The sequence below is a fragment of the Micromonospora sp. WMMD708 genome, assembly GCF_049315245.1.
Taxonomy (GTDB): Bacteria; Actinomycetota; Actinomycetes; order Mycobacteriales; family Micromonosporaceae; genus Micromonospora; species Micromonospora wenchangensis.
This window is the reverse complement of the sequence record NZ_CP186060.1, coordinates 948,086-962,755: the sequence shown is the minus strand read 5'-3', so window position 1 is coordinate 962,755 and position 14,670 is coordinate 948,086. Positions and strand designations below refer to the sequence as shown.

Genomic DNA, 14,670 nt, shown 5'->3' with positions numbered 1-14,670 from the left:
GGCCCTACGAGAGGTTTCTACCCACATATCGTGACCAGTAGCGATTAGTGCTCGTTGCGTAGGACGTGGGGGTTGCACTCAGAGACGCGCGGCGCTCGGTCACCAGCTGGTGCCGACGCCACACCATCGGCGGTGACGGGGCGGTCGCAGCCGCCCGTCGCGGACACCGGCAGGGCGAGTCGGGAGCGCTCAGCCGGCAACAGGAACTCGAACTGATCGACGTACTGCGTGGCGTCCACCCCGACGAGTTCGGGCTGGACGAGGAACTCTGGACGCGCCAGAGCCTCGCCGCGCTGATCCAGCGCCGCTTCGACCTCACCATGGACACCGGCACGGTCGGGGCGTACCTGCGGGCCTGGGGGCTGGGCCCCCGGGAACCGCGCGAGCGGGCCTGCGGGCTCTGCGTCGGCGCGGTCGAACGCTGGGTACGCGGCGAGTACCCGGCCATCACCCGGGCCGCCCAGGAACACGACGCGGAGGTCTACTGGATCGGTCGGGTACGCCTGCGCGGCACCATGCCCGCCGCCGAGGTGATCTCGGCGGTGTCGTCCCGGGGCCGGGTCCGGTTCATGGTCACCACGCCGAGCGTGGACCCGCCGCTGCCCCGCGACTTCGTGCTGCGGCTCAGCGGCGCCGACCAGCACCCGGTGCACCTGATCGTGGACGGTTCCTGGCCCCGCAACGAGTGGCCCCGCCGCCTGCCCCGGCGCATCGTCCTGCACCCGCTGCCGAGCTGCGGGCGCACCCTGGCCGCCGCCTGACCAGCCGGCCCCGACGTCACGATCACGCAGGTCGAGGGGGAGAACCCAGAGGGGCCGGGTGGCGATTCGGTGATCCGGAAGGGGGTTTGCTACTCTTCTCAGGTCGCTGAGCCCCCGTAGCTCAGGGGATAGAGCACCGCCCTCCGGAGGCGGGGGCGCAGGTTCGAATCCTGCCGGGGGCACACTTGCTAAGGAAGCCGCGACCAGCACAAGAAGGCCGCTGACCAGGGGAAACCCGATCAGCGGCCTTCGTCGTGTGTCCGGCCATGTCCGGCCGCCACCGGCCGTGGCGGGCATCTGTGCCACCGCGATGATCGACTCAATGTCGCCCCCGTGGCGCTGTCACGGCTCGGCGATGCCGCTACACCGGCCCACGGGAGTCGATCGCCGCCGGACCGGGCCGGCCCACGGGAGTCGGTCACCGTCGGGCCGGGCAGTCGGTGGGTCAGGGGGTTTCGCGGCGGGCTCGGGCGCGGCGTTTTCCCTCGTGCATGGCCTGCACCCGGGGCACCGGAATGGTCCGCCCCTCGGCCACCAGGTCGGCCGGCAGGCGCTGCGGCGCGGGCATCGCCCCGGCCCACGGGTCCCGGTCGCCGAGCATCGCCGGGACCGTCCGCACGGTGAAGTCGCCGGGGGTGACCCGGCCGAGGTCGTCCCAGGCCACCGGGAAGGAGACCGGCAGCCCGGGACGCATCCGGGGGCTGTACGCGGCGACCACCGTCGCGCCGCCGGCCCGGGTGGGGTCGACGAAGACCCGGCCGCCCCGGTCCTCCCGGATGAAGGCGGTCGTCGCCGCCTGCGGGTCGAGACGCTCGGTGTGTACGGCGAGCGCCCGGGTCGCGGCGGCCACCTCCTCGCCGGTGGTGTCCGGATGCACCGGCACGAAGACGTGCAGCCCCTTGGCGCCGCTGGTCTTCACCGCGCCGGCCAGCCCGACGTCGGCAAGCGCCCGGCGGACCGCCCCGGCGACCCGGGCCACCGTCGGGAAGGCGTCCCCCTCGGGCGGGTCGAGATCGAGCACGAGGTGGGTGGGCTGTTCGGGGCGGGTCGCGGTGACCAGCGCCGGGTGGTACTCGATCGCCCGCTGGTTGGCGAACCACAGCAGGGTGCGCCGGTCGTCGCAGAGCGCGTACGACACCTGGCGGTGCGAGGTCTCGGCCCAGATCGCGGTGCGACGTACCCAGTCGGGAGTGTATTTCGGCAGGTTCTTCTGCATGAACGGCTCCTGCCCGCGCAGCAGCCGGACCACCGACAGCGGCCGGTCGCGCAGGCCGGGCAGGATGCGCCCGTGTACGGCGTCGAGGTAGTCGACCAGGTCCCGCTTGGTCAGGTCGCTCCCGACGAGCAGCGGCTGGCCCAGGTTGGTCAGGCCGACCCCGTCCCGCGTCTCCTCCGCCCCACCCATCCGCCCACCCTCCCGGCCGTGCCGGCCCGGCGCAACCCCGACACGGGTCGACCGCCGGTCCCGTGTCGGGGTGTCCGTCTGTGACCATGGCACCGGCGGAAGGAGACCCCCGTGTCCCGGGAGCACAGCGACGGCCGCACCGGCGGTCAGCAGGACGGCGAGAGCCACGCCGGCCCGGACCAGCACGGCGACTGCACCCTGCGGGAGGCGCTCGACCGGGTGGGCGGTAAGTGGGCGATCGGCATCCTGCTGGCCGCCTCCCCCGGCCCGGTCCGCTTCTCGGAGCTGACCCGGCAGGTCGAGGGGATCAGCCGCCGGATGCTCACGTTGACCCTGCGTAACCTCGAACGGGACGGCCTGTTGCACCGCCGGGTGCACCCGGGTGTGCCGCCGAGGGTCGAGTACCGGGCCACCCCGATGGCGTTGGAGCTGTACGAGCCGTTGCGGGCGCTGACCGCCTGGGCGGACCGGCACCGGACGGCGATCAGCGAGGCGCGGGCGGCGTACGACCGGGAACACGGCCGGGGGTGAGCGACACCGCGCTGTGGCGAATGCCACCGACTTCCTCTGACCGATCGGTCAGTGTCTGACCGATCGGTCAGGCATGCTGGAACGCATGATCCGACGTACCCCCCGCACGCACGGCGAGATCCTCGCCGCTGCGGCCCGGCGGTTCGCGGTGACCGGCTACAAGGGCACCTCGTTGCAGGACATCGCCCGCGAGGTGGGCTGCTCCAAGGCGGCGGTGCTCTACCACTTCGCCAACAAGGAAGCCCTGCTCGCCGAGCTGATGGCAGGACCGATCGCGGTCCTGTGCGAGCTGGACGAGCGGATCTCGGCGCTGACCGGCACGGCGGCGCAGCGCGTGGCGGCGGAGGGCTTCGTCGACCTCGCGGTGCGGTTCCGGGGGGAGATCGCGCTGCTGCGCGGGGAGTTCCCGGAACTGCTCGCCCAACCGGCCTTCGCCCACATCCAGCGGATCTCCGAGCGGCTGATCGAGGCGATGACCGGCCCCGACGGCGGACAGGACGCGCGGGTCGCCGCGCTGGTGCTGCTCGCCGGCATCGCCGAGGGGTGCGGCGCGTTCGCCGACATCTCCGACGAGGAACTGCGTCCCGCCCTGCTGGCCGTCGCCCAGCGGGTGCTCGTCACCTCCGCACCGCCGCCACCACGGCCACCTCTCGACCACCAACACCAGGATTGAGGACAAGGATCTGATGGCGACCCTGCTGTACCGGCTAGGCCGGGCATCGTTGCGCCGCCGGCGACTCGTCGTCGCCCTCTGGCTCGTCGTACTCGTCGGCCTCGGCATCGCCGCCGCCACCCTGAAGGGCCCGACCGCCAGCAACTTCACCATGCCAGGCACCGAGTCGCAGCAGGCGTTGGACCTGCTCGCCGAGCGGTTCCCGGCAGCCAGCGGCGCCACCGGCACGATCGCGGTGAAGGCACCCGCCGACGGCCAGTTGACCACCCCCGACGGGCAGGCCGTGGTGAAGGGGGTCGTCCAGGAGGCGGCCGCCCTGCCCGGCGTCATCGGCGCGGTCGACCCGTACCAGTCCCAGGCGATCACCCCCAACGGCCGCTACGCGCTGATCCAGGTGCAGTTCGCCACCGGTGCGGACGACGTCACCGACGACCAGCGGGCGGCGTACGAGAAGGTCGGCGCGCAGGCCGAGGCCCAGGGGTGGCAGATCGCCCCCGGCGGTGAGGTGCTCAACTCCGAGCCGGAGGTCGGCTCGACCGAGGCGCTCGGCGTCCTCGTCGCCGCGATCGTCCTGATCATCACGTTCGGCTCGCTGGTCGCGGCCGGGATGACCATGCTGAACGCGCTGATCGGCGTCGGGGTCGGCATGGCCGGCCTGTTCGCGCTGAGCAGCGTGGTCGAACTGACCAGCACCGCGCCCATCCTCGCCCTGATGCTCGGCCTGGCGGTCGGCATCGACTACTCGCTGTTCATCACCTCGCGGCACCGGCAGCACCTGCTCGAAGGGCTCACCCCGGAGGAGGCGGTCGGCCGGGCCGTCGGCACCGCCGGTTCCGCCGTGCTCTTCGCCGGCGCCACCGTGGTCATCGCGCTCGCCGGCCTCGCCGTGGTGGGCATCCCGTTCCTCACCGTGATGGGTCTGGCCGCCGCCGGCACGGTCAGCGTGGCGGTGCTGGTGGCGATCACCCTCGCCCCGGCGCTGCTCGGCTTCGCCGGTCGCCGGGTGCTGCCCCGTAAGCTGCGCAATGTCACCCCGGCGGCCGAGGCCACCGACGCCGTCGACGCCGTGCCGGCCGCCGAGGACCGCTCCGGCTTCGGGTTCCGCTGGGCGCGGTGGGTGACCCGGCTGCGCATCCCGGTGATCCTGGTCGGCCTGCTCGGTCTCGGGCTGCTCGCCCTGCCCGCCCAGGACATGCGGATCGCCCTGCCGGACGCCAGCACCGCCCCGGTGGGCAGCCCGGCCCGTACCAGCGCCGACCTGATCCGGGAGGGCTTCGGTCCGGGCTTCACCGGCCGGCTCGCCGTGGTGGTGACCTCGGACTCCCCGCAGGACACCGCCGCCGCCGTGCCCCAGGTCGCCGCGCTGGTCCAGCGCACCGACGGGGTGTTGGCGGTGGCCCCGCCGCAGCTCGACCCGTCCGGGCGGACGGCGCTGATCGGGGTCATCCCGAAGAGCGGGCCGACCGACGCGGCCACCGAGACGCTGGTGCACGACATCCGGGACCGGGTGGGCTCGATCGGTAACGCCGAGGTGCTGCTGACCGGCGTCACCGCGATCGGCATCGACGTGTCCGAGAAGCTGTCCGACGCGATGCCGGTCTACCTGCTGCTCGTGGTGGGACTGTCGATCCTGCTGCTGATGCTGGTCTTCCGGTCGATCCTGGTGCCGGTGAAGGCGGCGCTGGGCTTCCTGCTCACGGTGGCCGCCACCTTCGGCATCACCGTCGCGGTGTTCCAGCAGGGCCACCTCGCCGACCTGGTCGGCCTGGACAGCCCGGCCCCGCTGATCAGCTTCCTGCCGATCCTGCTGATCGGCATCCTGTTCGGCCTGGCCATGGACTACGAGGTCTTCCTGGTCTCCCGGATGCGGGAGGACTTCGTGCACGGCGACACGGCCCGGCAGGCCACCATCAACGGGATGGGGCACGGGGCACGGGTGGTCACCGCCGCCGCGCTGATCATGATGTCGGTCTTCGGCGGCTTCGTCTTCCTCGACGACCCGGTGATCAAGTCGATGGGCTTCGCGCTCGCCGTCGGGGTCGCCATCGACGCCTTCGTGGTCCGGATGACCATCGTCCCCGCCGTGATGTCCCTGCTGAACGCCAGGGCGTGGTGGCTCCCCCGCTGGCTCGACCGGGCCCTGCCCAACGTCGACATCGAGGGCGAAGGTCTCCGCGCCCACCTCGACAAACACCCGGTCAACGTCTGACCCTGCCGACCGTGGAGTTGTGGTGCCGGACAGGCGGGGCAAAAACCCCGGAACGGGCACCACAACTCCATGATCCACGCAGGGGGGGCGGGTCAGACCCCGGCGGGGTAGGTTTCCAGCTCGCCTACCCGTGGTCGGGTGGGGAGCGGGTGCAGGGCGGTGGACTGGTCGCACCAGACGAAGGCGTCGTAGCGGTCGGCCAGCCGGCTCGGCACGTAGTTGCCCCAGCGTTCGAAGGTCGGGTCGTAGACCACCCCGATCGCCCGGTGCTCGACGGTGCCGGTGACCCAGTCGGGCTGGTCGGGGCCGCCGAAGACGAGCACCGCCCGCTCCGGCAGCAACTCGTGCAGCCGCCACTCCACCGAGCCCTCCCGGGCCGGCGGCACCGTCATCACCTCGGCCGGTGAACCCCAGTGCGGGGCGGCGACCACGGTGCCCCGGTAGCCGCCGAAGCCGATCAGCGTCACCGCGTCCCGGCCGAGGCGTTCCCGGGCGAGCTGGCCGATGTTGACCATCCCGTCGCCGGCCATCTCGGTGGCGCGGGCGTCCCCGATGTGGGTGTTGTGCGCCCAGACGATCCCGCGTGATCCCGGGCCGTACCGGGTGAGCAGCCGGTCCAGGGTGTCGGCCATGTGGATGTCACGCACGTTCCAGGAATCCGGCCCGCCGTGCACCATCGCCCGGTAGTACCGCTCCGCGCCGGCCACCACCTCCGCGTTCTGCCAGGCCGCGAAGGCGTCCGGGCCGTCCGAGGCGACGTGTGCCCGGGTACGCGCCAACAGCCGGATCACCTCCTCCTCGCAGCGGGCCGAGACGAACCGGCTGGCCGCACCGTACTCCTCGACCCGCCGCCCGTACGGCTCGAAGCACCGGTACGCGTCCTGCGCCGCCTCCATCGACTTCGGGTCCTCCTCGCCCAGGTAGTCGAAGATGGCCTGCATGGACTCCCACAGGCTGTAGACGTCGAGCCCGTGGAAACCGGCCCGCTCCCGCTCTGGGCGCTCCAGGTTCCACGCCCGCAGCCAGCGGCAGAACCGGTCCACCTCGGCGTTGGCCCACATCCAGGTGGGCCAACGGGTGAACCGACCCAGCGCGGTACGCGGGTCCGGCGCGCCGCCGGGCGCGCCCACCACCGACCGGTGCACCCGGTCGCAGTCCGGCCAGTCGCCCTCCACCGCCACGAAGTCGAACCCCTGCTCGGCGATGAGCCGTCGGGTGAGCTGCTCACGCAGGCGGTAGTAGTCGTGACTGCCGTGCGTCGCCTCGCCGATCATCACCACCCGGGCGTCCCGGGCGCGCTCCAGCAGCGGGTCGAAGTCGCTCGGCGTACCGAGCCGCTGTACCAGCATGGGCGGGGCTACCCGGCAGGGTCGGCCGACAAACCGCCGTCCGGTGCGCGGTGGGCGGTGTGGCGTCGGGTGGAACGGGTAGCCGGCGGCATGACCGTCACCGCCATGCAGTTGCAGGAGTACCTGGCCGGGCTCGACTACCCCGTCTCCCGCGAGGACCTGGTCCGCTGGGGTCAGGAGAACGGTGCCAGCACCGAACTGCTCCAGATGCTGCGGGCGCTGCCCGCCGGGCAGTTCGACGACCCGGCCGAGCTGAACGAGGCCCTCGGCACCCTCGCCTGAGCAACCCGCCGCACCCCACCGACCGGTCACCACCGCCGGCCACCGGCGCGACCCGTGGGAGCGTGCAGCAACCGGAACAGCACCAGCCACTGCTCCGGCCAGACCAGGCCGACCGGGGTCGCCGGGTCCAGCCGCGCCGCCCGCAGCGCGCCGTCGACCCGCCGGCCCGGATGGGCCGTGCGCAGCGAGGCCGCGAGCGACCCGCCCGCCCCGCCGAACCCCAGCTCCACCATCTTCCGGTACGCGGGCAGCCCGGCCGGGTCCAGCAGCGCCGCCGGCCGACGTTCGATGCGCAGGATGCCCCCGTCGACGGCGGGCACCGGGCGGAACGCGGTGCGGGCCACCCGGCCGGACAGCCGCCAGTGGTACTCCGGCCAGGTCAGCACGGTCAGCCGGCTCCACCGACCGAGGTCTCCGGTCCGCTTGCGGGCGTACTCCCACTGGGTGAGCAGGGTGGCCGCGCGCAACCGGGGCGCGGCGAGGCACCAGCGGACCACCGCCGCGGTCAGTGACCAGGGAACGTTGCCGACGACGGCGAACGGTTCGTCGGGCGGCGCGGCGGTCAGGAAGTCGGCCTGCCGGTGCCGCACGTGCGGCAGCGTCGCGCACACCGCCGCCAGGGCGGGGACGACGGCCGGGTCGACCTCGTAGGCGATCAGCCGGCCGCACCGCTGCGCCAGTGGCCGGGTCAGCTGGCCACGGCCGGCGCCCACCTCCAGCAGCAGGTCGTCCGGGCCGGTACGGGCCGCGCGCACCATCCGGTCGACGGTGGCCGGGTCGGCGAGGAAGTTCTGGGACAGTACGCGACGGGACCGGTCGCGTGCGGTGGTGCGGTCGGGGCGGGGCGCCACGGGGCTCGTCCTGTCTGTCGCCGCTCGGCGACGGTACGGACAGGCGCAGCACGATGCCGGGCCTGTCCGAGTGGATCGGGACTCGGACGGCCCTGGACAGATCGGCGGGGACGCGGGGTGGTGCTCGGGTCAGGCGCGGTGGGCGTCCCGGCCGGCCAGGGCCGGACGCCGGACTCGCGGGCGGGCCACCAGGAGGGGGCCCCGCGCGGCCGACGTGACGGCCACGGTGATCAGGGCGTGCATGCACATGGCGGCCACGCTAGCGCACACCCCACGGTGCGCACCGCGTTTTTCCGTCGGCGGGCGATCACCGAGGTCGGCAACCGGTGACCCACGGTCACCTCGACAGCACACCCCCTGCCCGCCCACCGTCATGACGCAGGGGCATATTTATGACTCTCAGGAATGACGTCCGGGGCAGCACGTGAACCCGTCACCGACACGCCGGCCAACGCCCCACCTGACCACCGACCGGCCTGACCGGGGGCGGCAGGGGTCAGGGGTCAGGGCTGGAGGTCGACGGTGCGGGCCTCGGCGCGGGCGCTCTCCGCCGCTGCCAGGACCGCCACCACCTCCCGGCCGAACCGGACGTCACACCGGTGGTCCCGCTCACCCGAGTCGACCTGCCCCAGCAGTTGGTCGACGGCCGTACCGAACGCGGTCAGCGCGTTGCCGTCGCCCGGCGGTACGGTCTCGACGCCGTTCTCACCGTAGAAGACGAAGTCGCGGGCAAGCGCCGTCGGCGGCGCGTCCAGGGTCAGCGACAGCGCACTTGTCGCACCGCCGTCGTGGGTGAGCAGCAGGTGCACCATCCCACCGGGACCGTCCAGCGCGGCGACCCGGATGACCCGGCCGAGCACCGGCACGACGATCGACAGGGCGTGCGGGCCGATGTCCCACAGCGCGCCCTGCTCCCGCCGCCACCGGGAACCGGCGTACGGGCTGCCGGGCTGGTAGATCGAGGCGAACAGGGTGGCGCGGGCGTGCTGCCAACCGCCGGCCGCAGCGGTGGCGGTGAGGAAGCCGTCGACGTTCGGGTGGAACCGCTGGGTGAAGAAGACCACCGAGGCCACCCCGGCGGCCCGCACCGCTGCGACCACCCGGTCGGCCTCGTCGAGGCTCAGCGCGAGGGGCTTGTCCAGCAGCAGGTGCCGGCCGGCGGTGGCGGCCCGGACGGCGATCCCGGCCTGCACGTCCGGGGGCAGCGCCACGGCCACCGCGTCGCAGGCGTCGAGCAGCGCGTCGACGTCGGCGAACGCCGGGACGCCGTGCCGGGTGGCCAGCGCGGCGGCCCGGTCGGGGTTGCGTCCCCAGACCCCCACCAGTTCGGCGCGGGGATGGGCGTCCAACCCGGCGCCGTAGGTGCGCGCCGCCCAGTGGCCGGTGCCGAACAGGCCGAACCGCAGCACGGGGTACCCCCGGTCTCGTCGTCGGCCACGCCCGTCGCGGCCGTGATCCACGCTAGTCACCCACCCCTGTTTCCGCAGCCGACCCGCACCGCCGGGCCGCCGTCCGCAGACCCGGGCCGCCGACCCGGGACCGGGACCGGGACCGGGACGACGGTGATTACTACGCCGGTTAGTAGGCTGTGCCGGTGACCGAGACACCTATCGGATGGCGGCGATGACCGGCGCGGCGTCGGCCGGTTCGCCGGTGGACGGGGTACTCGCCACCGTGACGATCGGGCTGTCGCTCGTACTCGCGCTGTGGGCTGTGGTGGCGGCGGTCCGGCACCGGCCACCGGACCTGGTGCAGTCGGTCGGGCTGGGCCTGCTGGAGGTGGCGCTGCTCGCGCTGACCGTGTCGGCCCTGGTCGCCGTCGTCGGGGGTGAGCGGCCGGGCGAGCCGGGCGCGTTCTTCGGCTACCTGGTGACGCTGGTCTGCCTGCCCCCGCTGGCCTGGGTGCTGGCCCGGATGGAACCGACCCGGTGGGGTTCGGCGATCGTCTGCGCGGTCTGCCTGGTGCTGCCGGTGGTCGTGGTCCGGCTGCAGCAGACCTGGGAGGTCGTCGGTGGCTGACACCCGGACGCCGCGGCGCGCCACCAACGCGGGGCCGGGACGGCTACTGATCGCCGTCTACCTCCTGTTCGCCATCGCCGCCACGTCCCGGGCCGGGCTCCAGATCGCCACGAAGTTCGACGAGGCGCCGGTGGCGTACCTGCTCTCGGCGGTCGCCGCGCTGATCTACATCGTGGCGGCGGTCGGGCTGGCCCGCGCCGGGCACGCCGGCCGCCGGGTCGCGCTGGCCTGCTGCTCGGCGGAGCTGGTCGGGGTGGTCGGCGTCGGCGTGCTCAGCCTGGTCGACCCCGAACTGTTCCCCGACGAGACGGTCTGGTCCGGCTTCGGCAGCGGGTACGGCTACATCCCGTTGGTGCTGCCCGTACTGGGGCTGCTCTGGCTGTGGCGCACCCGCACCGCCGCCGACGCCTGACAGTGCCGGCTCCCGGCGCGGGTGCCCCGGCCTCGGTCAGTCCTTCGGGCCGCCCGCGACGTAGATGACCTGGCCGGAGACGAAGGACGCGCCCTCGCTGACCAGGAACGAGATGGTGTGCGCGACGTCCTCCGGCCGACCCGGACGGCGGACCGGGATCTCGGCGGCGGCGTGCTTCTGGAGGTCGTCGAAGTCGACCTTCATCCGGGCGGCGGTGGCGGCGGTCATGTCGGTGACGATGAAGCCGGGGGCGACCGCGTTGACCGTCACCCCGAACGGCCCCAGTTCGATGGCGAGGGTCTTGGTGAAGCCCTGGAGGCCGGCCTTGGCCGCCGCGTAGTTGGCCTGGCCCCGGTTGCCCAGCGCGGAGGTGCTGGACAGGTTGACGATCCGGCCGTACTTCTGCTCGACCATGTGCCGCTGGGCGGCCTGGCTGAACAGGAACGCGCCGCGCAGGTGCACCCCCAGCACGGTGTCCCAGTCGGCGTCGGTCATCTTGAACAGCAGATTGTCCCGCAGCACCCCGGCGTTGTTGACCAGCACGGTCGGCGCGCCCAGTTCGGTGGCGACCCGCTCGACGGCGGCCTCGACCTGCTCCCGGTCGGCGACGTCCGCGCCGACGCCGAGGGCCCGGCCACCGGCGGCGGTGATCGCCTCCACGGTCGGCCCGGTCGCCGCCTCGTCGATGTCGACCACGGCGACGGCCATGCCGTCGGCGGCCAGCCGTCGGGCGGTGGCCGCGCCGATACCGCGTGCGGCTCCGGTGACGATGGCGACGCGGGGCTGCTCCGACATGACTACCTCCCGGTAACTTCTGGCTCGACCGGAAGAGCCTACCCGCCCCGACGTCCGCCGACGTCCCGGCCGGGCGGGGACGTCGGCGGACGCGCCGGTCAGTAGGTGGTGGAGCGGCAGAGCCGGATCCAGCGGTAGCCGTGCCCGCCCAGCTTCAGGCTGTCCAGCTTGCCCACGTCGCCGTAACCCCGGTCGGTGAGGACGTCTATCGGCAGGTCCGCCTCGGGGGCCAGGGTGCTCAGGTCCACCTCCACGTCCTCGGTGCCGAGGTTGTGCAGGAAGACCATGGTGCCGGTCGGGCCGTCGGCGCGGTGCGCGAGCACCCCGGCCGGCATCGGCACGTCGATGTGCGTGGTCGAGCCGGAGCCGATCTCCGGGGCCTCCCGCAGGGTGCGGATCATCCGCTCGAACCAGGCCAGCAGCGACGTGGAGTCGCCCCGCTGGGCGGTGACGTTGACCTTCTGGTAGCCGAAGTCACCCTTGTCGATCACCGGACGGATCAGCTTCTCCGGGTCCGCCGTGGAGAAACCGCCGTTCTCCTTGTACGACCACTGCATCGGGGTACGGATCGCGTCCCGCCCGTCCAGCGCGAGGTTCTCCCCCATCCCGATCTCCTCGCCGTAGCGCAGCACCGGCGTGCCGCGCAACGAGAACTGCAGCGCGTACGCCAGCTCGATGTGCCGGCGGTCGTTGCCGAGCATCGGGGCGAGCCGCCGCCGGATGCCCCGGCCGTAGAGCTGCATGTTCTCGTCCGGCCCGAACTTCGCCAGCACGTCGTTGCGCTGGTCGGCGGTGAGCCGGGACAGGTCGATCTCGTCGTGGTTGCGCAGGAAGGTCGCCCACTGGCCGCCGGTGGGCAGCTTCGGGGTGTCGCGCAGCGCGTCGATGATCGCCTCCGGGTCCTCCCGGGCGAGGGCCAGCATGAGCCGGCCGTTGAGCATGAAGTCGAAGAGCATGTGGATGCGGTTGCCCGAGCCGCTGCCGTCGCCGAAGTAGACCGGGAGCTGGTCGGGTTCGACGTTCGCCTCGGCCAGCAGCACCGCGTCGCCGCGCCGCCACTGCACGTGCTGACGCAGGTCGGTGAGGAAGTCGAAGTCCTTGGCCGCGTCCGGGTTGCCCGGCTCGGTCCGCTCGATGATGAACGGCACGGCGTCCATCCGGAAGCCGGAGACGCCGAGCTGGAGCCAGAACGAGGTGATCTTCTTGATCTCCTCGCGGACCTTCGGGTTCTCGATGTTGAGGTCCGGCTGGAACTTGTAGAAGCGGTGGTAGTACCACGCCTTGGCGGTGCGGTCGTAGCTCCACGTCTCGTGCTGCTCGCCCGGGAACACCATGCCCTGGTGCCGGTCCGCCGGCTCGTGGTCGGCCCAGACGTACCAGTCACGGTACGGCGAGTCCGGCGAGGACCGGGCGGACTGGAACCACGGGTGCTGGTCGGAGGTGTGGTTGACCACCAGGTCGATGATGACCCGGATGCCCCGGTTCTGTGCCTGGTGCAGCAGCTCGGCGAAGTCACCGAGGGTCCCCAGGCGCGGGTCGACGTTGTAGAAGTCGGTCGCGTCGTATCCGTCGTCCTGGTTGGGCGAGGGATGGATCGGGTTGAGCCAGAGGCAGGTCACCCCCAGCCGCGCCAGGTAGTCGAGCCGGCCGATCAGGCCCCGGAAGTCACCGACCCCGTCGCCGTCGGAGTCCGCGTACGTGTCGACGTCGAGGCAGTAGACGACGGCCTCGGAATACCACCTGTCACCCATGCCGGCCTAATGTCTCCGGTGCGCCGACGCCGCAAACGCGAGTCCCGTTCCACCGTCCGCCGGCGACCGCCGCACCGACCCGGGACGGGCCGGTGCGGGGTACGGTCCGGGCATGGCTGCGCATCCGACGGACGGCTCCCGCACGGTCGACTGGGACGGGGGCCGGTGGCTGCGTCCACCGGTGCGGGTGGACCGGGCCGACGACGGCGCGCTGCTGGTGGAACCGGCCGCCAACAGCGACCTGTGGCGGCACACCAGCTACGGCTTCGTCCACGACGACGGGCCGGCGCTGCTCGCCCCGCTGCCGGCCGGCGGCGCGGTCGAGGTGGACTTCCTGCTCGACTACACCGCCCAGTTCGACCAGGCCGGGGTGCTGGTCCGGGTGGACGAGCAGAACTGGATCAAGGCGGGGGTGGAGGTCAGCGACGGCCTGCCGCAGGTCGGCGCGGTGGTTACCCGGGAATTCTCCGACTGGTCGGTGGCCCCGGTGCCGGACTGGCAGGGCCGGGAGGTGACCGTACGGGCCAGCCGTGACGGCGACGCGCTGACGGTCCGGGCCCGGGTCGCCGACGAGCCGTGGCGGCTGGTGCGGCTCGCCCCGCTCGCCCCGGACGCGGTGACGCTGGCCGGGCCGTTCTGCTGCTCGCCGACCCGGGGCGGGCTGACCGTCCGGTTCACCGGCTGGCGGCAGGGGCCGGCGGACCGGGGACTACACCCCTCGGACTGATCCCCGGCTCAGCCGACGGGGCCTACCGGTCGGCACGACGGCGCAGGTCGCAGCGCCCGGCCGGGCGCGGGCGGGGTGGCCCCACTCACCGCGGGGTGTAAGTGGTGGCCGGCTGGGTACCACTGTCCGATCCCGCCGGCCCGCTGGAAGGACGCCCATGGCTCTCGCCGAGAACGTCGACCCGAACCAGTTCACCGGGCTGACCGGATGGGTGGCGGGCGTCATCGACTCCCTCGGCGCGGTCGGCGTCGCCTTCCTGGTGGCGCTGGAGAGCATCATCCCGCCGATCCCGAGTGAGATCGTGCTGGCGATGGCCGGCTACCTCGCCGCCGAGGGCCGGTTCAACCTGGTGCTGATCGTCGTCGCCGCGACTGTCGGTTCGCTGGTCGGCGCGCTGGTGCTCTACTGGCTCGGCGCGGCGATCGGCGAGGAACGGCTCAAGCACTGGCTGGACCGCATCCCGCTGGTCGACCGGGACGATCTGGAAAAGGCCGACCGCTGGTTCGAGCGGCACGGCCGGTGGGCGGTGCTGATCGGCCGGCTGGTGCCGGTGGTGCGCAGCCTGGTCTCCGTCCCGGCCGGCGCGAACCGGATGCCGATGGGCGAGTTCGTGCTGCTCACCACGCTGGGCAGCGGGGTGTGGAACGCGCTGGTCGTCGGCCTCGGCTACACGCTGGGCTCGCGCTGGCAGGACGTGGAGAAGTACAGCGACTGGTTCAACTACGCCATCTTCGCGGTCTTCGCCATCATGATCGTGAGCTGGGTGGGCAAGAAGATCCGCGCCCGGCGCGACCGGAACGACCGGGGTGAGCGGCAGTCGGTGACCACCGACCGCTGACGGGGCCACCGTACCCACGCCGACCGCCCCGCCGGGTGGAGCCGGACGGGCCGGCCCCACCGGGCGG

The 14,670-nt window shown here is 72.9% G+C and carries 14 protein-coding genes, 1 tRNA gene and 1 pseudogene; 10 read left to right on the top strand and 6 right to left on the bottom strand.

What is annotated here, in order from left to right:
- Positions 1–65 precede the first annotated feature (65 nt).
- The gene (locus tag ACN260_RS04420; protein ID WP_422754821.1) at positions 66–761 is read left to right on the top strand and encodes a winged helix-turn-helix domain-containing protein; all 696 of its coding nucleotides are present in this window, start codon (positions 66–68) and stop codon (positions 759–761) included.
- Between the two features lie 110 nt (positions 762–871).
- Positions 872–943, top strand: a tRNA-Arg gene (locus ACN260_RS04415).
- A gap of 263 nt (positions 944–1,206) precedes the next feature.
- On the opposite strand, the gene ACN260_RS04410 is transcribed toward ACN260_RS04415, so the two are convergent.
- Positions 1,207–2,166: a DNA polymerase domain-containing protein gene (locus tag ACN260_RS04410; protein WP_422754820.1), complete on the bottom strand. Its 960-nt coding sequence runs from the start codon at positions 2,164–2,166 to the stop codon at positions 1,207–1,209.
- Positions 2,167–2,364: 198 nt separating this feature from the next.
- Here ACN260_RS04410 and ACN260_RS04405 point away from each other — a divergent pair, with 198 nt between their 5' ends.
- The 3 genes from ACN260_RS04405 to ACN260_RS04395 all read left to right on the top strand — a co-directional run bounded on the left by ACN260_RS04405 (position 2,365) and on the right by ACN260_RS04395 (position 5,579).
- A complete protein-coding gene (locus tag ACN260_RS04405; RefSeq protein WP_422756613.1) occupies positions 2,365–2,697 on the top strand; it encodes a winged helix-turn-helix transcriptional regulator in 333 nt (110 codons plus the stop codon).
- Positions 2,698–2,782: 85 nt separating this feature from the next.
- Complete coding sequence (locus ACN260_RS04400; RefSeq protein ID WP_422754819.1) at positions 2,783–3,370, top strand: TetR/AcrR family transcriptional regulator; 588 nt, start codon at positions 2,783–2,785, stop codon at positions 3,368–3,370.
- A 13-nt stretch (positions 3,371–3,383) separates the two neighbouring features.
- Complete coding sequence (locus tag ACN260_RS04395) at positions 3,384–5,579, top strand: MMPL family transporter (protein ID WP_422754818.1); 2,196 nt, start codon at positions 3,384–3,386, stop codon at positions 5,577–5,579.
- Between the two features lie 92 nt (positions 5,580–5,671).
- Here ACN260_RS04395 and ACN260_RS04390 read toward each other — a convergent pair whose 3' ends face one another.
- Entirely contained in the window at positions 5,672–6,928 is a 1,257-nt protein-coding gene (locus ACN260_RS04390) for an erythromycin esterase family protein (protein WP_422754817.1), read from the bottom strand.
- 90 nt (positions 6,929–7,018) lie between these two features.
- Between ACN260_RS04390 and ACN260_RS04385 the strand changes: the two genes are divergently transcribed.
- A complete protein-coding gene (locus tag ACN260_RS04385; RefSeq protein WP_422756612.1) occupies positions 7,019–7,210 on the top strand; it encodes a DUF2795 domain-containing protein in 192 nt (63 codons plus the stop codon).
- Positions 7,211–7,236: 26 nt separating this feature from the next.
- On the opposite strand, the gene erm is transcribed toward ACN260_RS04385, so the two are convergent.
- Complete coding sequence (gene erm, locus ACN260_RS04380) at positions 7,237–8,061, bottom strand: ErmE/ErmH/ErmO/ErmR family 23S rRNA (adenine(2058)-N(6))-methyltransferase (protein ID WP_422754816.1); 825 nt, start codon at positions 8,059–8,061, stop codon at positions 7,237–7,239.
- A 503-nt stretch (positions 8,062–8,564) separates the two neighbouring features.
- Complete coding sequence (locus ACN260_RS04375) at positions 8,565–9,470, bottom strand: Gfo/Idh/MocA family protein (protein WP_422754815.1); 906 nt, start codon at positions 9,468–9,470, stop codon at positions 8,565–8,567.
- 205 nt (positions 9,471–9,675) lie between these two features.
- Between ACN260_RS04375 and ACN260_RS04370 the strand changes: the two genes are divergently transcribed.
- Both ACN260_RS04370 and ACN260_RS04365 read left to right on the top strand, forming a co-directional pair.
- Entirely contained in the window at positions 9,676–10,080 is a 405-nt protein-coding gene (locus ACN260_RS04370; protein ID WP_422754814.1) for a hypothetical protein, read from the top strand.
- Positions 10,073–10,556 (top strand): annotated as a pseudogene (locus ACN260_RS04365) (hypothetical protein). The gene ACN260_RS04370 and the pseudogene ACN260_RS04365 overlap by 8 nt, the downstream one beginning before the upstream one ends.
- On the opposite strand, the gene fabG reads toward ACN260_RS04365, so the two are convergent.
- Positions 10,529–11,287 (bottom strand): 3-oxoacyl-ACP reductase FabG, encoded by a 759-nt coding sequence (gene fabG, locus ACN260_RS04360; protein ID WP_422754813.1) that lies wholly within the window; start codon positions 11,285–11,287, stop codon positions 10,529–10,531. The pseudogene ACN260_RS04365 and the gene fabG sit on opposite strands and share 28 nt — an antisense overlap.
- A gap of 98 nt (positions 11,288–11,385) precedes the next feature.
- A complete protein-coding gene (locus tag ACN260_RS04355; RefSeq protein ID WP_422754812.1) occupies positions 11,386–13,038 on the bottom strand; it encodes an alpha-amylase family protein in 1,653 nt (550 codons plus the stop codon).
- A 112-nt stretch (positions 13,039–13,150) separates the two neighbouring features.
- On the opposite strand from ACN260_RS04355, the gene ACN260_RS04350 reads away from it, so the two are divergent.
- The gene (locus ACN260_RS04350) at positions 13,151–13,765 is read left to right on the top strand and encodes a DUF1349 domain-containing protein (protein WP_422754811.1); all 615 of its coding nucleotides are present in this window, start codon (positions 13,151–13,153) and stop codon (positions 13,763–13,765) included.
- Positions 13,766–13,922: 157 nt separating this feature from the next.
- Positions 13,923–14,603, top strand: a complete 681-nt coding sequence (locus tag ACN260_RS04345) for a DedA family protein (RefSeq protein ID WP_422754810.1) — start codon at positions 13,923–13,925, stop codon at positions 14,601–14,603.
- Positions 14,604–14,670 lie beyond the last annotated feature (67 nt).